The sequence below is a fragment of the Streptomyces sp. NPDC005931 genome (assembly GCF_042871235.1).
In the GTDB taxonomy this organism is placed as follows: domain Bacteria; phylum Actinomycetota; class Actinomycetes; order Streptomycetales; family Streptomycetaceae; genus Streptomyces.
This window is the reverse complement of record NZ_JBIAIG010000010.1, coordinates 167,319-188,179: the sequence shown is the minus strand read 5'-3', so window position 1 is coordinate 188,179 and position 20,861 is coordinate 167,319. Positions and strand designations below refer to the sequence as shown.

Genomic DNA, 20,861 nt, shown 5'->3' with positions numbered 1-20,861 from the left:
CGTGCGGGTGCGGCCCGTGACCACGACGGCCACCCGTGGCCGCGCCCGCTCACTCGTGCGCGATCGCCTCCAGCACGTTCATGCGCGACGCCCGCAACGCCGGCAGCAGTGCCGCCGCGATCCCCACCACTGCCGAGCCGACGACGACCGCGACGACCGTGCCCCAGGGGATCGCCAGGGCGGTCATGCCCTGCAGGGCCAGGACCTGCTGGACGCACACGCCCCACACCAGACCCAGCGCCAGTCCGAGCACCGCGCCGAACACGGCGATCACCACCGACTCCAGCCGGATCATCCGCCGCAGCTGCCGCCGGGCCAGCCCGATGGCCCGCAGCAGCCCGATCTCCCGCGTGCGCTCCACGACCGACAGTGCGAGGGTGTTCACCACACCTAGCACCGCGATGATGATCGCCAGGCCCAGCAGGGCGTAGACGAGATAGAGCAGCACGGCGATCTGGTCGTGCACCAGCTCCTTGTAGTCGGCCTGGTCGCGTGCCTGCACCTGCGGATACGGGTCGAGCGCCCGCTCCAGCCGGTCGCGCATGTCGTCCGCGCCGGTGCCCTCCGCCGCGTTGACGTACAGCGCGGAGTCCTGTCCGCCCGGCACGTACCTCTCGACCGTGGCGATGCCGAGGAAGAGGCCGCCCTGCATGCCGAAGCCCTCACCGCCCTCCATGTCGGTGAGGGCGCCCACCGTGAGCTCGGTGCGCTGCCGGCCGGGGAACTCCACCGGGACGCGGCTGCCGACGCGCACGTCGTGCTCGCGGGCGAAATCGGCGTCCATGGCGATGCTGCCCTCCGCCAGGGCTGCCGCCGTGCCGCCGCTCGCGTACGTGATCCGGGCGACGTCGTCGACCCGGTCGTCGTAGCCGGCGGCCGTGGTCTCGATGCGCTCGCCGTCCGGCAGGGTCACCGCCACCGGCGCGAACCGCTGCCGGACCACCAGCCCCACGCCCTCGGTGTCCCGCACCCGGTCGGTGACCTCCTGGGAGAAGGGCAGGAAGTTCGCGTTCTGGACCACGAAGTCCGCGCCCAGCGTCCGGTCGATCTGCCGGTCGAAGGAGCGGGACATGGAGGCGCTGGCCACCGACATGCCGCCGACCAGGGCCAACCCCACCATGAGCGCGGCCGCGGTGGCGCCCGTGCGGCGGGGGTTGCGCAGGGCATTGCGCTGGCTCATCCGCCCGACGGGGCCGAACAGCGCGGGGAAGGCCCCGCCCAGCACCCGGATCACCGGCCGGACCAGCAGCGGGCCGGCGATCACCGTGGCGATCAGCGTGAGGACGACCCCCAGCCCCAGCAGGGACGCGGCCGTCGAGGTCTCGCCCGCGACCGCGCAGCCCACCAGTGCGGCCGCGCCGAGCGCACCGACGACGCCACCCACGACCGCACGGGTGCGCAACGGCCGACCCGTCCCGGCGATCTCGGCGTCCGTGAGCGCGGCCATGGGTGACACGCCGGCCGCGCGGCGCGCCGGGAGATAGGCCGCCACGAAGGTCACCCCGACGCCCACGGCGTACGCCGTGACGGGAGTGACCCAGCCGATGACCATCTCCGCGGTCCTGAGATTCATGCCGAACGCGCCCATGAGCCGGATCAGCCCGGCCGCCAGGCCGATGCCGGCCGCCAGGCCCAGTGTGGAGCCCACCAGGCCGAGCAGGACCGCCTCGGTGAGCACCGAACGCCGCACCTGCCGCCGATCGGCGCCGAGCGCCCGCAGCAGACCCAGTTCACGGGTGCGCTGCGCGATCAGCATCGAGAAGGTGTTGACGATCAGGAAGATGCCGACCAGCACGGCGATGCCCGCGAAACCGAGCATCACGTACTTGATCACGTCCAGGAACCCGCCGAGCTCGTCGGCGGCCGTCTTCGCCTGTTCGTCGGCCGTCCGGATCCCGTAGTCGCCGGTGCCGAGCTCGGCGGTGACACGCCGCGCGAGTTCGGTGTCCCTCACGCCCGGCGCCGCCTGGACCGAGATGCTCGTGGCCCGGTCCGCCGATCCCAGGAGCCGTTCGGCGGCGATCGCGGGGTCGAGGTAGACCAGCGCCGCCCCGGGGTTGGTGGTGGTGAACGTGGCGATGCCGACGACCTCGACCCGCAGCGTGCCCGGTTGCGCCTGCACGGACAGCCGGTCCCCGATCCGGATGTCCTTGCTGTCGGCGGTGTCCGCGTCGACGACGGCCTCACCGGCACCGCGCGGGGCCCGGCCGGAGGTGAGCTCCACGACGCTGCGCTCCGAGACGTACCAGTCCGTCGCGATGGTGGGGGCCCCGGTGGTCGAGCCGACCGACTCGTTGTCGCCGTCGACCACGGTGATGTTGTCCACCTCGACGTCCGCGTGGGCCGACGCGACCCCGTCGATGCCGGTCAGCCGCTCGGTGAGCGAGGCCGGCAGGGTTCGCACGGCACCGGTGGGCACGGACGCGTCGAGGTCGTCGCGGGGCTCGACCGTCACGTCGGCGGAGCTCGAGGCGAACAGCCGGTCGAAGGTGCGCGAGACCGTGTCGGAGAAGATCAGGCTGCCCGCGACGAACGCCACGGACAGCACCACGGCCAGCGCGGACAGCACCAGTCGTCCCTTGTGCGCCAGGAAACTCCTGAGTGTCGCCCTGAGCACGGCTGCCTCAGTCCTCGTCGCCGGTGACCACGCCGCCGCGGCCGGCGTCCGCGCCGCGGGCCGCCCGGTCGTTCGGCGCCCGGGAGGCGTCGTCCGTTCCGGCGTCCCCGCTCTGCACGCGGATCACGTCGAAGCGCTTCATGCGCTCCAGCACGGCTTCCGCCGTCGGCCGCGGCATCTCGTCGACGATCCGGCCGTCCGCCAGGAACAGCACCAGGTCGGAGTGGGCCGCGGCGCCCGGGTCGTGCGTCACCATTACGACCGTCTGGTGGAGCTGGTCCACGGCCTCGCGCAGGATGCCCAGGACCTCGAGCCCGGCACGCGAGTCCAGATTGCCGGTCGGCTCGTCCGCGAAGATCAGTTCGGGCCGCGAGGCCAGTGCCCGCGCACAGGCCACGCGCTGCTGCTGTCCGCCGGACAGCTGCGCGGGCCGGTGCTTGAGCCGGCCCCTGAGCCCCAGCGTGTCGATGACCTCGTCCAGCCACTTCTGGTCGGGCCTGCGGCCCGCGATGTCCATCGGCAGCGTGATGTTCTCCAGCGCGTTCAGGGTCGGGATGAGGTTGAACGACTGGAACATGAAGCCGACGCGGTCGCGCCGCAAACGGGTCAGCTCACGCTCCCTCAGGCCCGTGATCTCCGTGTCGCCGAGCCACACCTGTCCGGCCGAGACGGTGTCGAGCCCCGCAAGGCAGTGCATCAGCGTGGATTTCCCCGACCCCGAGGGGCCCATGACCGCGGTGAACCGCCCGCGCGCGATGTCCACGTCCACCGAGTCCAGGGCGAGCACGGCGGTCTCGCCCGAGCCGTACGCCTTGGTCAGGCCGCGGGCGCGGGCGGCGATCCCATCACCCGGCGCGAGGCCGGGGGCGTGCTGGGCAGCAGGTGAGGACAAGGCCCGCCTCCTCCGTGAGGGCGTCACGTGGTACTCGTCGCGCCCGAGGGTAGTGTGACCCGGCCCAGAGCCGGTATCCCCCCTGGGTTCCGGCGGGTCTCCGTCTCAGGTCGGGTCCCCCTCATCGATGTAAGGGGCACCTTCCTCGCGGGGCGCGAGACGCCCTTGCCGGTGCTAGCGTCCCCGCGCTAGCTTCGAGGCATGGCGAAGACCCAGCTGAACGTGCGCGTCGACGAGGGCACCGCCCGCGCGGCGCGGGAACGGGCCCTGGCCCGTGGGATGAGCGTGAACCGCTACATCGAGGAGCTGGTCCGGCAGGACGCCGGGGAGGTCGGCCACACCTTCGTGGAGGCCGCCGCCGACTTCATGAAGCAGTACGCCTCCGTCTTCGCCGAGGAGTACGACGGGGCCGCCGCCCCTGCGCGAACGGCGCCGGCGGCACAGGACCGCGAGGGTCGTCGCTGAGCCGTTGAACGACCTCAGGATCGACCTCGCCTGGCTGCTCATGCTCGCCGAGCAGCAGACACCCGGAGACCCCCAGGTCACCGACTGGGGAGCCCTCGTCGCCGCCGTCGCGCGGCACCGGGCCGAGATCTTCGGCGTCCCCGTCTACGACACCCCTCACGCCCGCGCCGCCGCACTGCTCCAGCAGCTGATCCACGTCCCCGCGCTGGAACGCTCCAACGCCCTGTTCGCCTCGGCCGTGGCCTATGCCTACCTGGTGGCGAGCGGCCTTAAGATCGTGACCTCGCCCGAGCAGGTCCGCGACCTGGCGCTGCTGGTCAAGAGCGGCGAGGCGTCCGTTCACGACATCGCGGCGGAGCTGCGCCGCTGGAGCGAGTGATCGGCGCCCTCGGCGGTCAGCGCGGTGGGGTCGTGGCGTCCGTGAGCGGCCGCCACGCGGTCCCGATGACGCAGTACGAGGTGGGCAGTGCCGGCCCGCTCTCCGGCATCAGCATCGTGCGGTAGGGGCCGAGTTCGAACCCCGCCTCGCGCAGCGCGCCCACCGGGTCCCGCGACACGTGGCAGCCGCCGGCCAGAGGTGGCCACACCGTCCGGTCCAGGGCGCGCTGGGTGAGGCGCATGACCCGACCGCCGCCCCGCCCGTGTTCGAAGAACCGCAGCTGCCCGCCGGGACGCAGCACCCGCCTGAGCTCGGCGAGCGCCCGCGGAACGTCCCGAACGCTGCACAGCACCAGCGAGACCACCGCCGCGTCGAACGCCTCGCTCTTGACCGGCAGCGCCTCCGCCACGCCCGGCGCCACGTCCACCGGCACCTGGGCGCGCAGGGCCGCCTCCACGGCCAGCCGGCGCAGGTCCCGTTCCGGTTCGATGGCGACGACCTCCGAGACGGCGCCCGGGTAGTGCGCGAAGTTCAGTCCGTTGCCCGCGCCCACCTCGATCACCCGCCCGGACAGCCCGCCGAGCAGCCTCCGGCGCACCCCCGCCATGCCCATCCGCGACTCGGCGGCGACACTGACCCGGGCGTAGTAGCGGGCGAACAGCGGGTGGTGCACGGGATCCGGAGCCTGCTGACCGGAGCCACGGAACCGCAGCGGCATGAGGACCTCCCCCGGGACGGGCCTTACCGCGATTCTCCCCCCGTACGGGCCCGTTGCACCCCTGCCGGCGACGCCGGGGTCAGGGCGCCTCGCGCACCCGGAAGGCCTCGGCGTCCCATGTGCCGTCCAGGCGGGGCGCCAGCCAGTGCGGCGCCGCAGAGCGGAACCCGGCGGGATCCAGCGACGCCGCCCCCTCGGGCACCGCGCCCAGCACCGGTACCCCGGACACGTCCGGAAGGTCCAGCAGATTGCAGCGCGAGGCCAGATCGGGCGCCGCGGGCCAGCTGCCGATCACGATGCCCAGCGGATCGACGCTCCGGGACCTCAGCTCCCGCACCGTCAGCTCCGTGACGTTCAGGGTGCCGAGGCCCGCTGCCGCCACGACCAGCACCGGCGCCGCGAGCAGCGCCGCCGTGTCGGCCAGCGTCCCGCCAGCCGCGTCGAAGCGGACCAGCAGTCCGCCCGCGCCCTCGACCAGCACCAGATCATGCTCGGTGGCCAGCTTGGCGGCCCGCTCCGCGACCTCGTGCGGGTGCACGGGTGCCCTGCCCGCCCTGCGGGCCGCCGTCCCGGGTGCCAAGGGCTCCGGGAACCGGGCGACCTCGGCCGCCGTCACGGCACCGGCCAGCCGCACCACCTCCTCGGCGTCCCCCGGCTCGTCGGGGCCCACACCCGTCTGCGCCGCCTTCAGCACGGCCACCGAACGGCCCGCCGCCAGCGCCGTGGCGGCGACCGCGGCCGTCACCACCGTCTTGCCGACCTCGGTCCCTGTGCCCGTGATCACCAGTACCGGCATGTCATCCCTCCCGCGCCGCCGCGCACACCGCGCGGGCGATCCGCGCCACGTCCGCGTCACCCGTGACGTACGGCGGCATGGTGTAGATCAGATCGCGGAACGGCCGCAGCCACACGCCCTCGCGTACCGCCGCGCGAGTCGCCGCCCCCATGTCCACGGCGTGATCGAGCTGCACCACCCCGATGGCCCCGAGCACCCGCACGTCGCGGACCCCCGGCAGCTCGGCCGCGGGCGCCAGCCCGTCCCGGAGCCCCGCCTCGATCCGCTTGACCTCGGCGAGCCAGTCCTGCCCGAGCAGCAGCTCGATCGAGGCGCAGGCCACGGCCGCCGCCAGCGGATTGCCCATGAACGTCGGACCGTGCGCCAGCACCGGCACCTCCCCGCGCGAGATGCCGTCGGCCACCCTCGATGTGCACAGCGTCGCCGCCATCGTCAGATAACCGCCGGTCAGCGCCTTGCCCACGCACATCACATCCGGTGTCACGGCCGCGTGACCCGCCGCGAACAGGGCGCCCGTACGGCCGAACCCGGTGGCGATCTCGTCGAACACCAGCAGCACGTCGTGCGCGTCGCACGCCTCGCGCAGCACCCGCAGGTAAGCGGGGGAGTGGAAGCGCATCCCGCCCGCGCCCTGCACCACCGGCTCCACGATCACCGCGGCCAGCTCACCGGCGTGCCGCGCGATCAGCTCCCGCAGGTGCTCGGCGTACGACTCCTCGTACCCGGCGGGCGGGGCGTCGGCGAAGACCTGACGCGGCAGCACCCCGCTCCACAGCTCGTGCATCCCGCCCTCGGGGTCGCACACCGACATCGGCTGCCACGTGTCACCGTGGTAGCCGCCCCGCCAGGTCAGCAGCCGCCGCTTCTCCGGCCGGCCCAGGGAACGCCAGTACTGGAGGCACATCTTGACGGCGACCTCGACCGACACCGACCCCGAGTCGGCGAGGAACACGTGCTCCAGGCCGTCCGGCGACATGTCGACAAGGAGTTTCGCGAGCCGTACCGCGGGCTCGTGGGTGAGCCCGCCGAACATCACGTGGCTCATGCGCGCGAGCTGCTCGCGCGCCGCCTCGTTCAGCACCGGGTGGTTGTAGCCGTGGATGGCCGACCACCAGGACGACATGCCGTCGACCAGTTCGCCCGAGCCGTCGGCCGGCTTGAGCCGCACACCGCTCGCCGACTCCACGACGAGCGGTTTCTGACGGCCCGGCATGGGCCCGTACGGGTGCCAGACGTGCCGCCGGTCCAGCTCCAGCAGCTCGGTGACGGACCGCTCACGCATTGGGCGCGAGGTCCGTTCCGGCGCCGCGCCGGCGCACGGCCACCAGGTCGGGGCGCGGGCCGTCGGCCGCCCGCACGCTCTCCCCGGCCGTGTCCGCGCACGAGCCGGCGCCCTCCGGCACCGAACCGCACACGCCGCCGCCCTGGTGCGAGCCGCAGCCCTCGCCGTCCTCGTGGGAGCCGCAACCACCCGTGTGCCCGCCGCAACCGCCCGCGCGGTGCTCGGGCAGGGTCACCTCGCCGGTGCCCTCCACCTCGAAGCCGGCGTCGGCGATCATCTCCAGGTCCGCCCTGCCGGCCTGGCCCTCGCTGGTGAGGTAGTCGCCGAGGAAGATCGAGTTGGCCAGGTGCAGGGCGAGCGGCTGCAGGGTGCGCAGGTGCACCTCGCGCCCGCCCGCGATCCGTACCTCGACGTCCGGGCAGGCGAACCGCACCATCGCGAGGATCCGCAGGCAGCGCTGCGGGGTGAGGTTCCACTCCTTGCCGAGCGGCGTGCCCTCGAACGGGATCAGGAAGTTCACCGGTACCGAGTCCGGGTCCAGCTCGCGCAGCGAGAACACCACGTCGACCAGGTCCTCGTCGCTCTCGCCCATGCCCGCGATCAGACCGGAGCAGGCCGACAGCCCCGCCGCGTGCGCCTTCCGCACGGTGTCCACGCGGTCGGCGTAGGTGTGCGTGGTGGTGATCTCGCCGTAGGTGCCCTCGGAGGTGTTGAGGTTGTGGTTGTAGGCGTCCGCGCCCGCCTCGCGCAGCCGCTCGGCCTGGCCGTCGGAGAGCAGGCCGAGGCAGGCGCACACCTCGACACCCTCGTTCTGCTCCTTGATCGCCTTGATCGTGTCGGAGACCCGGTCCACGTCACGGTCGGTCGGACCGCGCCCGCTGGCCACCAGGCACACCCGCTTGGCACCGCCCGCGAGACCGGCGGCGGCCGCCTTCGACGCCTGGTCCGGCTTGAGCCAGGTGTACTTCAGGATCTCGGCCTTGGAGCCCAGCCGCTGGGAGCAGTAGGAGCAGTCCTCGGGGCACAGGCCGGACTTGAGGTTGACGAGATAGTTGAGTTTCACCCGCCGTCCGAACCAGTGCCGGCGCACCTTCCCGGCCGCGGCCACCACATCGAGCAGGTCGTCGTCGGACGTCGCGAGGACGGCCAGCGCTTCCTCACGGCTCGGCGTCTCGCGCCGAAGCCCCTTGTCCACCAGCGTGTTCAGCAGGTCCATGAGAGCCGATCCTGTCCTACTCGGCCGCCTCCGGCCAAGGAGAGTTCGTACAACAGAGGCGCTTGGAGGTGTGGGTATTGCCACACGGTGGTCCGGCGGTGGTCCCGCTAGTGTCTGTGCACTGCCTACAAAACCGCTGGAGGACCCGTGGCGTTCGGCTGGATCGACGCGCAGGCGGAACGGCGCCGCCGTGCCGGACTCGTACGGACCCTGCGCCCGCGCCCCGCCGAGACTCCGCTCCTCGACCTTGCGAGCAACGACTACCTGGGGCTGGCCCGGCACCCGGAGGTCACCGAGGCCGCGGCCCGGGCCGCGCGCACCTGGGGCGGCGGGGCTACGGGGTCGCGGCTGGTCACGGGCACCACCGAACTGCACACCGAACTGGAGCGGGAGCTGGCCGCCTTCTGCGGGTTCGAGGCGGCCCTGGTCTTCTCGTCCGGTTACGCGGCCAACCTCGCCGCGGTCACGGCGCTGGCCCCGCACGGTTCGCTCGTCGTCTCGGACGCGGGCAACCATGCCTCGCTGATCGACGGCTGTCGGCTGGCCCGGGGGACCACCCAGGTCGTGGCGCACGCCGAACCCGACGCCGTGCGCAAGGCCCTGGGCGCGCACGACGGACCGGCCGTCGCCGTGTCCGACACGGTGTTCTCGGTGGATGGCGACGCCGCCCCGCTGGCCGGGCTCGCCGAGGCGTGCCGGGAGCACGGGGCGGGGCTGGTGCTCGACGACGCCCACGGTCTCGGGGTCCTGGGCGACGGCGGCCGCGGCGCCCCGTACGCGGCGGGACTCGCGGGCGCCGAGGACGTGGTCGTGACGGTCACGCTGTCGAAGTCGCTCGGCAGCCAGGGCGGGGCCGTGCTGGGTTCGGCCCGGGTGGTCGAGCACCTGGTCAACGCCGCGCGGACGTTCATCTTCGACACCGGCCTGGCCCCCGCGGCGGCGGGCGCCGCGCTGGCGGCGCTGCGGCTGCTGGGCCGCGAGCCGCAGCGGGCGGCGCGGGCGGGCGCGGTCGCGCGTGAACTGCACGAGCGGCTGACGGCCGCGGGTCTGGAAGCGGTGCGTCCGGACGCCGCGGTCGTCTCCGTGCGCGCGTCGTCCCCGGAGGAGGCCGTGCGATGGGCGGCCGACTGCCGGGCGGCCGGCCTGTCCGTGGGCTGCTTCCGTCCTCCTTCCGTGCCCGACGGCATCTCACGGCTCAGGCTGACCGCCCGCGCGGACCTCTCCGGGGCCGAGATCGATCGTGCTGTACGGGTGATCGGCGAGACGCGACCATGAGTCGGCGTGGCACGGCCGTGCGTCGCTGATCAGGGATCGGTTACCAGGTCAGCGGACCGCGGCCACGAAGTCCGCCCAGCTCCCGGGGGAGAAGAGCAGCGCCGGGCCGGCCGGGTCCTTGGAGTCGCGCACGGCGAGCAGGCCGGCCCAGGGGCCGCCGGCCGGGCGGGCGGTCTCGACGCAGTTGTTCGCGCCCGTGCTGTAGCTGCTGCGCAGCCACCGCACGCCGTGCAGTTCGGTGCTGGAAGGGATGGTCCGAGGCGGTGCAGGCATCATGCCTCCTTACACGCCGGCAGCAGTCCCGGCGATGAAATCCAACGATTCCTCGGGTGAAAGGGCGTGGACCGAAAGGGCGTTGAAGGCCTCCACGTAGGCCTGGAGGTCTTCTTTCCGCTCGAGATAGAGGCTACTCGTCAAGTGGTCGAGAACAACAACGTCCAGATCAGAAGTGCGCGAAAATGAGAAGATGACGAAAGGGCCGGTCACGCCGATGTGTGCTCCGGCGCTGAACGGCAGGACCTGGAGCCGTACGTGGGGCAGGCGCGCCGCCTCCACCAGCCGCTCCAGCTGCCGGGCCAGCACGCCCGGGCCGCCCACCTCCCGGTGCAGCACCGCCTCGTCGAGGACCGCGCTCAGCTCCAGCGGCGGATCCATGCGCAGCACGTCCTGCCGGGCCAGCCGCACCTCCACCAGGGTGTCCAGCCGCTCCTCGGACACGCCCTCCAGCGCGGCCCGCGTCACCGCACGCGCGTACTCCGGCGTCTGGAGCAGTCCGGGGACCACGGTGGTCTCCAGGGTGCACATCGCGCTCGCCTGGGACTCCAGGCTGATGAAGTCGCGGTAGGTCGGCGGCAGTACCCCGCGGTACGCGTGCCACCAGTGGTGCCGGCCGCCGCTGTCGTCGCAGCCCGCCAGGACCAGCAGGAGTTCCCGCAGTTGACGGTCGGCCACGCCGTACGCGTCGAGCAGTGACCGCACGTCGGCCGGTTTCACCCCGCTCGTACCGGTCTCGATGCGGCTCACCTTGGACTGGTGCCAGCCCACCAGCCGGGCCGCCTCACCGCTGGTGAGCCCCGCCGAGGTGCGCAGGGCGCGCAATTCGGCGCCCAGTTTCCGGCGGCGCACCGCGGGACCGTGCTGCATGGGCCTCTCCTTACTCCTTCCGGGCCGCCCGCATACGGTCTCGCGTCGCAGAGTTCACCGCTTTGAGCGACAGATATATGCATATCTTGGTGGATCGGCGCCCTTCACCCTGCGGTGATGGCAGTCTGGCGACGAAGCACCAGTGCGGGACCGTACTCGAACCAACCGCTCCGTGTCGGACTGCGGTCCCGTGGGAAAGGGACGACGTCGCCATGGCAGACCATCTGGAAGCATCCGTCACTCTGCCGAGCGAGCCGGCCTCGGTCTCCGCGGCCCGTGCCCATGTGGTGGGCACGCTGGCGGAATGGGGCCTGCCGACGGACACGGACGTGTCCGACACGGTGCGGCTGATCGTCTCCGAACTCGCCACGAACGCCGTACAGCACACCTTCGGGCAGTCGCCCACCTTCACGGTGGACATCACCCTGGACCGTGACGAACGGTTGTGCGTCGGGGTCACCGACAGCCACCCCCGGCTGCCCAGGCGACTGCCCGCGGCAGTCCAGCAGGACAACGGCCGCGGACTGGTGATCATCCGCTGGCTGACCGCGGAGTGCGGCGGCAGACTGCGAATCCGCCCCACGCGCGAGGGCGGCAAGACGATCTCCGTCGAGATCCCGTGGACGATCCCGGCGCCCGGCGAGCCGGTCGCGGCCGACCCGGCCACACCGGCCCCCGCCCCGTCCGAACGCGACCTGGCCGAACCGGTCTCCGCGGCGGGCCAGCAGGAGCCGTAGCCGGGTCGGCGTGGCAGCACGGCGCTACGGAAGCACGGAAGGGCGGCGGCACGGGCCGGGCCCGCCGACCGGTTGCGGTCGGGGCCGACTCGGTGAGGGCCCGTTGCGGCGCCGGCAGGGGCCGCCCGTACGGACGGCGCGGACCCGCCCCGGGCGGGCGCCGTCCAGCGGGCCTGCGGGACGAGTGCCCGTGGGGCCGGAATGCCTGGCACGCCGACGAGCGGCCGCCCCCGTGTCGCGGTGAGCAGGAGCCGGGACACGGCGTGGGCGGTCCCGGCCGCGGCACAGCGCGCCCCGGGCGTCGGTCTCCGGGACGCGGACTTCCGGCCGGGCGGCGGACCCCCGGCGTTCCGCCGCCCTCGTGGGCTACTTGACCCGGCCGTACCAGACGCTGCGGGTCCAGATCTTCTGGAGGCGCACCACGTCCCCGGTCTTGGGCGCGTGCCAGATCTTGTCCTTGCCCGCGTAGATACCGACGTGGTACACGTTCCGGCCCGAGTGGAAGAAGACCAGGTCCCCCCTCTTGCGGCTCTTGGAGGAGATGTGGCGGGTCTTGTTGTACTGCTGGGCCGCCGTACGCGGCAGCTTCTTGCCGGCCTTCTTGAACGAGTACAGGGTGAGGCCCGAGCAGTCGAACCTGTACGGTCCGGTGGCCCCCCACTTGTAGGGCGCGCCCTTCTTGGAGGCGGCGACCTGGAGGGCCTTGGCCGCCGGGGTGGCGGCCGCCGCCTCGGAGGCGACACCGGGGACCGCGATCGAACCGCCCACGGCGGCGAGGGTGAGGGCCGAGGCCGTGCCGGCCCGGGCCATGAGAGACGGGACACGATTGAGCGCAGACATGCGCAACCCTTCGTCAGCCGCCTGTGAAGGATGACCTGTCGGATTCGGGCTGGCGAAGTTGCCCGGCCGCACGAGTGCGGCTTCACCCCAAGGGCTGCTCGGAACGGACGTCCCGGCGACCCGTCGTGCTCGGGTCCTCCACTCCTGCCGATCCACTCCTGTCGACCGGTCATCCGGGCGGCGGCAGGACTCGGCGTCCGCCCGGATCGCCCCGCCGCGGCGGCGGGGTCTTGTCGTCAGTCAGGGATCTTGACTCATGGCCGGCCCGAAATCCCAACGGAACCGGGGATTTGTGTTGTTACTCACCACTCACCCGTTCGGGTGGACACCCGCATGTTCGAGTCTCCGTCCAGGCCTCCGAGGACCCTCCAACCAGCGGTGAAATGCCCCATTCCGTCTTCGGTCCCGGCGCATTGCGCAACTCCGGCGCCCCGAAAACAGCAGGTTCGTCTACGCCGCATGGGGGTAAGCCGTTTGGTCCGTTTCAACTCCGGTCCGCACGTGCCGCCGTCGCGGCCCGCCGCCCGGACCGGTACGGGCGTCAACCGGTGCTGCCCGGTGGCAGGGTGACGCGGGCCGTGCGCCGCTCGCCGTCCAGCACTCGCAGCGCCCGCGCCAGGGTCTCGGCGTGCAGTTCGGTCTCCCCGCGCCGGTGCATCACGGTCAGTGCGTCCCGCAGCGCGACGGCCTTGCCGACCAGCGCCTGTGCGGCGCGCAGTCCGCGATAGGTGTCGCCGGGCGAGGCCGGGTTGATCCGGCCCACCAGGTCGACGACCTCCAGGTAACGGTCGATCAACTCCGCCTCGGCGCGGGTGAGCGCCGGCAGCGGGGGCAGCTCGGGCGGCAGCATCGACGGCTCACCGCCCGCCGGCGGCAGGACGCGCGCCGCCGCGGTCGGGCACGATCCGGTCCACCAGGCCGTGCTCCACCGCCGCCCGCGCGTCGAGCACCGTGTCGCGCTCGACGTCCGCGCGGACCTGCTCCGGACTGCGGCCCGTGTGCCGGACGAGGATCTCCTCCATGCGGGCCCGAACACGCGTCAGTTCCCCGGCTGCGGCGGCGAGGTCGCTCGCCCGGCCCTCGATCGGCTCGGGCGCCTCCGGCTGACGCAGCACCAGCCGTGCCCCGGGCAGCACCCATCGCTTCCCCGGGGTGCCCGAAGCCAGCAGCAGGGCGGCGGTTCCGTCCGCCTGCCCCAGGCAGACGGTCTCCACGTCGCAGGTCACGTAGCGCATCGTGTCGTAGATCGCCGACATGGCGTGGAAGGAGCCGCCGGAAGAGTTGACGTAGAGCGAGATGTCCCGCTCGGGGGCCTGGTGCTCCAGGTACATGAACTGCGCCAGCACGTCGTTCGCGGAGGTCTCGTCGATCCGGGTGCCGAGGAGGACGATCCGCTCCTTGAGCAGCTTCGCGTACGGATCCGTGGTGCGGTGCCCGAGCGGCGCGCGTTCGGTGAACTCGGGCAGGACGTGGCGGGCGGACGGCGGGGCGGCGGGCGGTCGGGTCATGGGAACCCCCTCCTCGTGGGCGGAGCTGTCTCCGGCGCGGTACACGGCCTGTCTGTAAAAAATGTACAGGATGTACGTGACGTTATGATGGGCGCATGGCCTACGAGATTCCGGTGACCCAAGCCAGGGCTGAGCTCGCCGACCTGATCAACCGGGTGGTGTACGGCGGTGAGCGCGTGGTGGTCACCCGCCACGGAAAGCCTCTCGTCGCCCTTGTCTCCGCCGACGACCTGCGGCGAATCGAAGAACGCCAGGAGGTGCGGGACGCGCCGGAACCGGTCGGCGAGCAGGTGGTCAGCACGGTCGCCGGCGTCAGCGGAGCCGCCCCGTCCGCTCCCCGCGAACAGCAGCGCTTCGGCATCGCCGCCGAGCACCGTGGGACGGCCCCCTCGTAGGCGGCCTCGGCGACCGGCGACGGGCGACCGGCGGCGGGACGAACGGGCGGTGCGGGCTCACGCCCGGCCGCCGGTGCCGCCGCACGCCCGGTCCCCGGTGCGGCGGTCCCCGTACGCCGCCGCCCCCGACGTGGCGCCCCGTGGCGGCCTGCGGGCCCGGACGGCGACGGACCGGCCCGACCGGGTGGCCGGACCCCGCCGTCCGTCCCCCGCGCGCCGCGACGCCGCGCGGTTAACGTCCCCGAAACGCCGCCCCACTAGCGTGCCCCTCCACGCCGCCGGGGACGACGCCCGGTGGCCGGGCCAACCGGACCCGCACGTCCGGAGCGAGGACGGTGAGGTGCACCGTGCGTCTGACGCCGCACGAGCAGGAGAGGCTGCTCATCCACGTCGCGGCCGACGTGGCCGCCGGGCGCCGCGCCCGCGGGCTGAGGCTCAACCACCCGGAGGCGGTCGCCCTCATCACGTCGCACGTCCTGGAAGGCGCCCGTGACGGCCGGACCGTCGCCGAACTCATGGCGTCCGGGCGCACCCTGCTCACCCGGGACGACGTCATGGAGGGCATCCCCGAGATGATCCACGACGTCCAGGTGGAGGCGACCTTCCCGGACGGCACCAAGCTCGTCACCGTCCATGATCCGATCGTCTGAGGAGAGCCGCCTTCGTGATCCCCGGAGAGGTCCTCTTCGCCGACGACCCGATCGTCTGCAACACCGGCCGCGAGGTCACCCGCCTCACCGTCCTCAACGCCGCCGACCGGCCCGTCCAGGTCGGCTCCCACTACCACTTCGCCGAGGCCAACCCGGGCCTGGAGTTCGACCGGACCGCCGCCCGGGGCAGACGGCTGAACGTCGCCGCGGGGACCGCCGTGCGCTTCGAGCCCGGCATCCCGGTCGAGGTCGAGCTCGTGCCGCTCGCCGGCGCCCGGCTCGTGCCGGGACTCCGCGGCGAGACCGGAGGCGCCCTCGATGCCTGAGCTCTCCCGCGCCGCCTACGCCGACCTGTTCGGCCCGACGACCGGCGACCGCATCCGGCTCGCCGACACCGATCTGCTGATCGAGATCGAGGAGGACCGCTGCGGCGGCCCCGGACGCGCCGGCGACGAGGCGGTGTTCGGCGGCGGCAAGGTCATCCGCGAGTCCATGGGCCAGTCGCGCGCCACACGGGCGGACGGCACCCCGGACACCGTCGTCACCGGCGCCGTGATCGTCGACCACTGGGGGATCGTCAAGGCCGACGTCGGCATCCGGGACGGCCGGATCACCGGCATCGGCAAGGCCGGCAACCCCGACACCATGGACGGCGTCCATCCGGACCTCGTTCTCGGTCCCGAGACCGAGATCATCGCCGGGAACGGGCGGATCCTCACCGCCGGTGCCGTCGACGCCCATGTGCACTTCATCTGCCCGCAGATCGCCGACGAGGCCCTGGCCTCCGGCGTCACCACCCTGGTCGGCGGGGGCACCGGGCCCGCCGAGGGTTCCAAGGCCACCACGGTCACCCCCGGGCCCTGGCACCTGGCGCGGATGCTGGAGGCGATGGAGGCCCACCCGCTGAACATCGGCCTGCTCGGCAAGGGCAACACCGTCTCCCACGAGGCGATGCTCTCGCAGATCCGTGGCGGCGCGGTCGGGCTGAAGCTGCACGAGGACTGGGGCTCGACCCCGGCCGTCATCGACGCGTCCCTGACCGTCGCCGAGCGGACCGGTATCCAGGTCGCCATCCACACCGACACCCTCAACGAGGCCGGTTTCGTGGGCGACTCGCTCGCCGCGATCGCCGGGCGCGGCATCCACGCCTACCACACCGAGGGCGCGGGCGGCGGCCACGCGCCGGACATCATGACCGTGGTCTCGGAGCCGCACGTGCTGCCCAGCTCGACCAACCCCACCCGGCCTTTCACCGTCAACACCGCCGAGGAACACCTCGACATGCTGATGGTGTGCCACCACCTCAACCCGGCGGTGCCCGAGGACCTGGCGTTCGCCGAGTCCCGGATCCGGCCCTCCACCATCGGAGCCGAGGACGTCCTGCACGACCTCGGCGCGATCTCGATCATCTCCTCCGACTCCCAGGCCATGGGCCGGGTCGGCGAGGTGATCATGCGGACCTGGCAGACCGCCCACGTGATGAAGAGGCGCCGCGGGGCCCTCCCCGGCGACGGGCGCGCGGACAACCTCCGGGTGCGTCGCTATGTCGCCAAGTACACCGTCAACCCGGCCCTGGCCCAGGGCCTCGCCCGTGAGATCGGGTCCGTGGAGAGCGGCAAACTGGCCGATCTGGTGCTGTGGGAACCGGCGTTCTTCGGTGTGAGGCCCCACCTCGTGCTCAAGGGCGGCCAGATCGCCTACGCGCAGATGGGCGACGCCAACGCCTCCATCCCGACACCGCAGCCGGTGCTGCCCCGGCCGATGTACGGGGCGATCGGGCGGGCGCCCGCCGCCAACTCGGTCACCTTCGTCGCCCCGCTCGCCCTCGAGGACGGGCTCCCGGAGCGGCTCGGACTCGGCAAACGGTTCGTGGCCATCGAGTCGACGCGCGGCGTGACCAAGGCCGACATGCGGGAGAACGACGCCCGGCCCGACGTGCGCGTCGACCCCGACAGCTTCGCCGTGCGCATCGACGGGGAACTCGTCGAGGCCATGCCGGCCGACGAACTGCCCATGGCCCAGCGCTACTTCCTGTTCTGAAGGCGGTTCCGTGTCACGCGCCGCACTGCTCGTCCTGGCCGACGGCCGCTTCCCGGCCGGCGGACACGCCCATTCCGGCGGCGCCGAGGCCGCGGTCGGTGCCGGGCGGATCACCGGGGCGGCGAGCCTGGAGGACTTCTGCCGGGGCCGGCTGCACACCACGGGCCTGGTGTCGGCCGCGCTCGCGGCAGCCGCGGCACTGGGCGCGGATCCCGTGCTGCTCGACGAGGCGGCGGACGCCCGCACCCCGTCCCCCGCCCTGCGTACCGCCGCACGCAGACTGGGCCGGCAACTGCTGCGTGCGGCCCGCGCCACCTGGCCCTCGCCCGAACTCGACGCACTGGCGCAGCGGTTCCCCAAAGGCGCCCATCAACCCGTGGTCCTCGGACTCACGGCGCGGGCGGCCGGACTCGGTCCCGACGACGCGGCGCACTGCGCGGTGTACGAGAGCATGGGCGGTCCCGCCACGGCCACGGTGCGGCTGCTGAGCCTCGATCCCCTCGACGCGACGGGGATCCTGGCGCGGCTGGCCCCCGAGGCGGACCGGATCGCCGACCGGGCGGTCGAGGCGGCCCGGCGGGTGGCCGACGAGGGCATCGGCGCGCTGCCCGCCGCGTCGGCGCCGCTGCCGGAGATCGCGGCGGAGGCCCACGCGGCCCGGCCGGTACGGCTGTTCGCGTCCTAGACAGGCTCGAAGAAGGCTGGAACACCATGCACCTCGACCACGCCCACGACGGCCCCGCGGCCGTGAGCGCCGACGCCCGCCGGCCGGACGGCACCCGCCGTGCCCTGCGGATCGGGCTCGGTGGCCCCGTCGGCTCCGGGAAGACCGCGACCGTCGCCGCGCTGTGCCGGGCACTGCGCGACGAGTTGTCGCTCGCCGTCGTCACCAACGACATCTACACCCGCGAGGACGCCGAGTTCCTGCTCCGCGAGGCCGTGCTGCCGCCCGAGCGGATCACCGCCGTGGAGACCGGGGCCTGCCCGCACACCGCGATCCGGGACGACATCTCCGCCAACCTCGAGGCGGTGGAGGACCTGGAGGACGAGGTCGGCCCCCTGGACCTGATCCTGGTCGAGTCCGGCGGGGACAACCTCACCGCCACCTTCTCCAAGGGACTCGTGGACGCCCAGATCTTCGTGATCGACGTCGCGGGCGGTGACGACGTCCCCCGCAAGGGCGGGCCCGGCGTCACCACGGCCGACCTGCTCGTCGTCAACAAGACCGACCTGGCCCCGTACGTCGGCTCCGACCTCGCCCGGATGGCGGCGGACGCCGAGGCCCAGCGGTCCGGACTTCCGGTCGTCCTGCAGTCGTTGCGCGGCGGCACGGGAGCTGCCGAGGTCGCCGACTGGGTACGCGCCCGGGTCGCCGCGTGGACGGCATGACCGTCACCGGCGTCCGTGCCGTCGCCTCCGTCCGGGCCCGCGCCGACGGGCGGGGCGGGACCTCGCTGCCCGTGCTGGAGAGCGACGGCCCGCTGGCCCTGCGGCGGACCCGGGGCAGCGGTGGCGAGGCACGCGTGATGCTGGTCGGCGCCATGAGCGGGCCGCTCGGCGGCGACCACTTCACCGTGCGCGCCGACGTCGAGCAGGGGGCGCGGCTGCGGGTGGGATCGGCCGCTGCCACCCTCGCGCTGCCCGGCCAGCAGAAGGGCGCGGCCCGCTACGACGTACGGCTCACCGTCGCCGCCGGCGCCGAACTGTACTGGTTGCCGGAACCGTTGGTGTCCGTTCGGGGCAGCGACCTGCGGGCCGCGACACTCGTCGACCTGGCCGCCGGAGCCCGGCTGGTGCTGCGCGAGGAACAGGTGCTGGGGCGGGCGGGGGAGCGGTCCGGTTCACTCACCACACGGCTGACCCTGCGGATCGCGGACCGCACCGTGCTCGACCACGAACTGGCCTGCGGGCCCGGGGCGCCGGGCGGCTGGGACGGGCCCGCCGGACTCGCGGGACACCGTGCCGTCGGGCAACTCGTCGTGTCGGACCCGGCGTTCGCGTCCGAGCCGGTCGCCGCGCGGGTACTGGGGGAGGGCGCCGCGGTCATGCCGCTCGCGGGCCCCGCCGCGCTGGTCACCGCGGTGGCCCCGGACGCGCTGCTGCTGCGACGCCTGCTCGACGAGGCCCTGGGCACCCTGGGCTGAGCACCGGACCGAGGTTCGACGTCCGCTCCACGCAACGTCCGTGTCCGGTTATCGGATTGGCAAAGAAGGGTGATCACCCCTGTCGCCGGGCACCGCCGAGAGGCGAGGATCCCCCGTACCCATCGCAACGATGAACGGGGAGGCCCCACTTGAGGGAGACCAGACCGAACAAGAGGAGAGCGGCGGCGCTCGGACCGGCCGGTGTGCTCGTCACGGCGACGCTCATAGCCGGGGCTGTCACGGCACCCACGGCGAGCGCGACGGCGGACACCCACCACGGCTCCCACAGCGAGGCCAAGGGCGTCGCCATCGCCGCCGCCCGGGCCGCGAAGGCAGGCATCGACTGGCAGGACTGTCCCGCCGACTGGAACCTGGCCAAGCCGATCCAGTGCGGCTGGGTCTCCGTGCCGCTCGACTACGCCAAGCCGTACGGCAAGCAGATCAAGCTCGCCGTCGACCGCATCGGCAACACCGGCACCCAGGCCGAGCGTCAGGGCGCCCTGCTGTACAACCCGGGCGGTCCCGGCGGCTCCGGCCTGCGCTTCCCGGCCCGGGTCACCGGCAAGAACCCGGTCTGGGCGGACGTCGCCAAGGCGTACGACTTCGTCGGCTTCGACCCGCGCGGCGTCGGCAAGTCGGCGCCCATCTCCTGCGTCGACCCGCAGGAGTTCGTCAAGGCGCCCAAGCTCGACCCGGTGCCCCGCTCCGAGGCCGACAAGCTCGCCCAGCGCAAGCTCGCCCGCGAGTACGCCGAGGGCTGCTACGAGCGCAGCGGCGAGATGCTGCCGCACATGACCACACCGAACACCGCGCGCGACCTCGACGTCGTCCGCGCCGCCCTCGGCGAGAAGAAGCTCAACTTCCTCGGCGTCTCCTACGGCACCTACCTCGGCGCCGTCTACGCCACCCTCTTCCCGGGCCACGTCCGCCGCATGGTCGTGGACAGCGTCGTGAACCCCTCCCGCGACAAGATCTGGTACCAGGCCAACCTGGACCAGGACGTCGCCTTCGAGACGCGCTGGCAGGACTGGCAGGACTGGGTCGCCGAGAACGACGCCGCCTTCCACCTCGGCACCACCCGCGACGCCGTCCAGGCCCGGTGGCTCGAGCTGCGCGCCACCGCGGAGAAGGACCCGATCGGCGGGGTGGTCGGTCCGGCCGAGCTGATCTCCTTCTTCCAGAGCGCCCCGTACTACGACTCCGCCTGGGCGCGGGTCGCGACGGTCTTCAGCAAGTACGTCGCGGGTGACACCCAGGCGCTCGTCGACGCCGTCGCCCCCGACCTCACCGACACCGCGGGCAACGTGGCGTCCGAGAACGGCAACGCCGTCTACACGGCCGTGGAGTGCGCCGACGCCAAGTGGCCCACGAACTGGCGCACCTGGGACCGGGACAACACCCGGCTGCACCAGGACTACCCGTTCCTGACCTGGGCCAACGCCTGGATGAACCTGCCGTGCGCCACGTGGCCGGTCAAGCAGCGGACCCCGCTGAACGTCAAGAGCGGCAAGGGCCTGCCGCCGGTGCTGATCGTCCAGGCCGAGCGGGACGCGGCCACCCCCTACGGCGGCGCCGTCGAACTGCACGAGCGGCTGAGGGGCTCCCGCCTCATCACCGAGAAGGACGCCGGCTCCCACGGCGTCACCGGGCTGGTCAACCCGTGCGTCAACGACCGGGTCGACACCTACCTGCTCACCGGTGAGGTGGACCGGGCCGACGTGACGTGCGCACCGCACGCCAGGCCCAAGCCGTAGCCTCCGGGCG

23 protein-coding genes and 1 riboswitch are annotated in these 20,861 nt (G+C 73.1%); of the genes, 12 read left to right on the top strand and 11 right to left on the bottom strand.

The annotated features are described in order from the left end of the window. Positions 1-49: 49 nt before the first annotated feature. Together ACFYOV_RS23250 and ACFYOV_RS23245 are read right to left on the bottom strand one after the other, a co-directional pair. Positions 50-2,617 carry an ABC transporter permease gene (locus ACFYOV_RS23250; RefSeq protein WP_389090272.1) on the bottom strand — a complete coding sequence of 856 codons (2,568 nt, stop codon included), beginning with the start codon at positions 2,615-2,617 and terminating at the stop codon, positions 50-52. Positions 2,618-2,624: 7 nt separating this feature from the next. Further along, positions 2,625-3,509, bottom strand: coding sequence for an ABC transporter ATP-binding protein (locus tag ACFYOV_RS23245; protein WP_389090271.1), 885 nt, complete (start codon positions 3,507-3,509; stop codon positions 2,625-2,627). A 201-nt stretch (positions 3,510-3,710) separates the two neighbouring features. Between ACFYOV_RS23245 and ACFYOV_RS23240 the strand changes: the two genes are divergently transcribed. Next, positions 3,711-3,974, top strand: a complete 264-nt coding sequence (locus ACFYOV_RS23240) for a toxin-antitoxin system HicB family antitoxin (protein WP_389090269.1) — start codon at positions 3,711-3,713, stop codon at positions 3,972-3,974. Positions 3,975-3,978: 4 nt separating this feature from the next. Next, positions 3,979-4,353, top strand: a complete 375-nt coding sequence (locus ACFYOV_RS23235; RefSeq protein WP_389090268.1) for a fic family toxin-antitoxin system, toxin component — start codon at positions 3,979-3,981, stop codon at positions 4,351-4,353. Between the two features lie 16 nt (positions 4,354-4,369). Here the strand turns inward: ACFYOV_RS23235 and ACFYOV_RS23230 are convergent, their stop codons facing one another. From ACFYOV_RS23230 to bioB, 4 genes are all read right to left on the bottom strand, one after another. Beyond that, a complete protein-coding gene (locus ACFYOV_RS23230) occupies positions 4,370-5,071 on the bottom strand; it encodes a class I SAM-dependent methyltransferase (RefSeq protein WP_389090267.1) in 702 nt (233 codons plus the stop codon). 79 nt (positions 5,072-5,150) lie between these two features. Further along, positions 5,151-5,867 carry a dethiobiotin synthase gene (bioD, locus tag ACFYOV_RS23225; RefSeq protein WP_389090266.1) on the bottom strand — a complete coding sequence of 239 codons (717 nt, stop codon included), beginning with the start codon at positions 5,865-5,867 and terminating at the stop codon, positions 5,151-5,153. Position 5,868: 1 nt separating this feature from the next. Then, positions 5,869-7,149, bottom strand: a complete 1,281-nt coding sequence (locus ACFYOV_RS23220; protein WP_389090264.1) for an adenosylmethionine--8-amino-7-oxononanoate transaminase — start codon at positions 7,147-7,149, stop codon at positions 5,869-5,871. Further along, the gene (bioB, locus tag ACFYOV_RS23215; RefSeq protein ID WP_389090263.1) at positions 7,142-8,365 is read right to left on the bottom strand and encodes a biotin synthase BioB; all 1,224 of its coding nucleotides are present in this window, start codon (positions 8,363-8,365) and stop codon (positions 7,142-7,144) included. The genes ACFYOV_RS23220 and bioB overlap by 8 nt, the downstream gene beginning before the upstream one ends. A 147-nt stretch (positions 8,366-8,512) precedes the next feature. Between bioB and ACFYOV_RS23210 the strand changes: the two genes are divergently transcribed. Beyond that, a complete protein-coding gene (locus ACFYOV_RS23210) occupies positions 8,513-9,640 on the top strand; it encodes an 8-amino-7-oxononanoate synthase (protein WP_389090262.1) in 1,128 nt (375 codons plus the stop codon). Positions 9,641-9,688: 48 nt separating this feature from the next. Here ACFYOV_RS23210 and ACFYOV_RS23205 read toward each other — a convergent pair whose 3' ends face one another. Continuing rightward, positions 9,689-9,913 carry a DUF397 domain-containing protein gene (locus ACFYOV_RS23205; protein WP_389090261.1) on the bottom strand — a complete coding sequence of 75 codons (225 nt, stop codon included), beginning with the start codon at positions 9,911-9,913 and terminating at the stop codon, positions 9,689-9,691. A 9-nt stretch (positions 9,914-9,922) separates the two neighbouring features. Further along, positions 9,923-10,783, bottom strand: coding sequence for a helix-turn-helix domain-containing protein (locus ACFYOV_RS23200; protein WP_389090260.1), 861 nt, complete (start codon positions 10,781-10,783; stop codon positions 9,923-9,925). Between the two features lie 212 nt (positions 10,784-10,995). Between ACFYOV_RS23200 and ACFYOV_RS23195 the strand changes: the two genes are divergently transcribed. Beyond that, positions 10,996-11,520, top strand: a complete 525-nt coding sequence (locus tag ACFYOV_RS23195) for an ATP-binding protein (protein ID WP_389090259.1) — start codon at positions 10,996-10,998, stop codon at positions 11,518-11,520. A 366-nt stretch (positions 11,521-11,886) separates the two neighbouring features. On the opposite strand, the gene ACFYOV_RS23190 is transcribed toward ACFYOV_RS23195, so the two are convergent. The 3 genes from ACFYOV_RS23190 to ACFYOV_RS23180 form a co-directional block, all read right to left on the bottom strand. After that, positions 11,887-12,360: a C40 family peptidase gene (locus ACFYOV_RS23190; RefSeq protein WP_389090258.1), complete on the bottom strand. Its 474-nt coding sequence runs from the start codon at positions 12,358-12,360 to the stop codon at positions 11,887-11,889. 3 nt (positions 12,361-12,363) lie between these two features. Then, positions 12,364-12,566, bottom strand: a riboswitch (cyclic di-AMP (ydaO/yuaA leader). A gap of 335 nt (positions 12,567-12,901) precedes the next feature. Continuing rightward, positions 12,902-13,210 carry a hypothetical protein gene (locus ACFYOV_RS23185; protein ID WP_389090256.1) on the bottom strand — a complete coding sequence of 103 codons (309 nt, stop codon included), beginning with the start codon at positions 13,208-13,210 and terminating at the stop codon, positions 12,902-12,904. Positions 13,211-13,217: 7 nt separating this feature from the next. Then, complete coding sequence (locus tag ACFYOV_RS23180) at positions 13,218-13,868, bottom strand: ATP-dependent Clp protease proteolytic subunit (RefSeq protein WP_389090255.1); 651 nt, start codon at positions 13,866-13,868, stop codon at positions 13,218-13,220. Between the two features lie 95 nt (positions 13,869-13,963). Between ACFYOV_RS23180 and ACFYOV_RS23175 the strand changes: the two genes are divergently transcribed. From ACFYOV_RS23175 to ACFYOV_RS23140, 8 genes are all read left to right on the top strand, one after another. Further along, complete coding sequence (locus ACFYOV_RS23175; RefSeq protein ID WP_389090253.1) at positions 13,964-14,263, top strand: type II toxin-antitoxin system Phd/YefM family antitoxin; 300 nt, start codon at positions 13,964-13,966, stop codon at positions 14,261-14,263. A gap of 347 nt (positions 14,264-14,610) precedes the next feature. Next, positions 14,611-14,913 carry an urease subunit gamma gene (locus ACFYOV_RS23170; protein WP_389090252.1) on the top strand — a complete coding sequence of 101 codons (303 nt, stop codon included), beginning with the start codon at positions 14,611-14,613 and terminating at the stop codon, positions 14,911-14,913. A gap of 14 nt (positions 14,914-14,927) precedes the next feature. Continuing rightward, positions 14,928-15,239: an urease subunit beta gene (locus ACFYOV_RS23165; protein WP_389090250.1), complete on the top strand. Its 312-nt coding sequence runs from the start codon at positions 14,928-14,930 to the stop codon at positions 15,237-15,239. Then, positions 15,232-16,953: an urease subunit alpha gene (locus ACFYOV_RS23160; RefSeq protein WP_389090249.1), complete on the top strand. Its 1,722-nt coding sequence runs from the start codon at positions 15,232-15,234 to the stop codon at positions 16,951-16,953. Before ACFYOV_RS23165 ends, ACFYOV_RS23160 begins: the two co-directional genes overlap by 8 nt. Before the next feature lie 10 nt (positions 16,954-16,963). After that, positions 16,964-17,638: an urease accessory protein UreF gene (locus tag ACFYOV_RS23155; protein WP_389090248.1), complete on the top strand. Its 675-nt coding sequence runs from the start codon at positions 16,964-16,966 to the stop codon at positions 17,636-17,638. A 26-nt stretch (positions 17,639-17,664) separates the two neighbouring features. Beyond that, positions 17,665-18,342 carry an urease accessory protein UreG gene (gene ureG / locus ACFYOV_RS23150; protein ID WP_389090246.1) on the top strand — a complete coding sequence of 226 codons (678 nt, stop codon included), beginning with the start codon at positions 17,665-17,667 and terminating at the stop codon, positions 18,340-18,342. Next, entirely contained in the window at positions 18,339-19,097 is a 759-nt protein-coding gene (locus ACFYOV_RS23145; protein ID WP_389090245.1) for an urease accessory protein UreD, read from the top strand. Before ureG ends, ACFYOV_RS23145 begins: the two co-directional genes overlap by 4 nt. Before the next feature lie 149 nt (positions 19,098-19,246). After that, positions 19,247-20,851, top strand: coding sequence for an alpha/beta hydrolase (locus tag ACFYOV_RS23140; protein ID WP_389090243.1), 1,605 nt, complete (start codon positions 19,247-19,249; stop codon positions 20,849-20,851). Positions 20,852-20,861 lie beyond the last annotated feature (10 nt).

Bases quoted from the DNA above. Each gene is read 5' to 3' on its own strand.
- ACFYOV_RS23240 (WP_389090269.1), top strand. From the start codon at position 3,711: ATGGCGAAGACCCAGCTGAACGTGCGCGTCGACGAGGGCACCGCCCGC.
- ACFYOV_RS23230 (WP_389090267.1), bottom strand. From the start codon at position 5,071: ATGCCGCTGCGGTTCCGTGGCTCCGGTCAGCAGGCTCCGGATCCCGTG.
- bioD (WP_389090266.1), bottom strand. From the start codon at position 5,867: ATGCCGGTACTGGTGATCACGGGCACAGGGACCGAGGTCGGCAAGACG.
- ACFYOV_RS23220 (WP_389090264.1), bottom strand. From the start codon at position 7,149: ATGCGTGAGCGGTCCGTCACCGAGCTGCTGGAGCTGGACCGGCGGCAC.
- bioB (WP_389090263.1), bottom strand. From the start codon at position 8,365: ATGGACCTGCTGAACACGCTGGTGGACAAGGGGCTTCGGCGCGAGACG.
- ACFYOV_RS23205 (WP_389090261.1), bottom strand. From the start codon at position 9,913: ATGCCTGCACCGCCTCGGACCATCCCTTCCAGCACCGAACTGCACGGC.
- ACFYOV_RS23200 (WP_389090260.1), bottom strand. From the start codon at position 10,783: ATGCAGCACGGTCCCGCGGTGCGCCGCCGGAAACTGGGCGCCGAATTG.
- ACFYOV_RS23195 (WP_389090259.1), top strand. From the start codon at position 10,996: ATGGCAGACCATCTGGAAGCATCCGTCACTCTGCCGAGCGAGCCGGCC.
- ACFYOV_RS23190 (WP_389090258.1), bottom strand. From the start codon at position 12,360: ATGTCTGCGCTCAATCGTGTCCCGTCTCTCATGGCCCGGGCCGGCACG.
- ACFYOV_RS23185 (WP_389090256.1), bottom strand. From the start codon at position 13,210: ATGCTGCCGCCCGAGCTGCCCCCGCTGCCGGCGCTCACCCGCGCCGAG.
- ACFYOV_RS23180 (WP_389090255.1), bottom strand. From the start codon at position 13,868: ATGACCCGACCGCCCGCCGCCCCGCCGTCCGCCCGCCACGTCCTGCCC.
- ACFYOV_RS23175 (WP_389090253.1), top strand. From the start codon at position 13,964: ATGGCCTACGAGATTCCGGTGACCCAAGCCAGGGCTGAGCTCGCCGAC.
- ACFYOV_RS23160 (WP_389090249.1), top strand. From the start codon at position 15,232: ATGCCTGAGCTCTCCCGCGCCGCCTACGCCGACCTGTTCGGCCCGACG.
- ureG (WP_389090246.1), top strand. From the start codon at position 17,665: ATGCACCTCGACCACGCCCACGACGGCCCCGCGGCCGTGAGCGCCGAC.
- ACFYOV_RS23145 (WP_389090245.1), top strand. From the start codon at position 18,339: ATGACCGTCACCGGCGTCCGTGCCGTCGCCTCCGTCCGGGCCCGCGCC.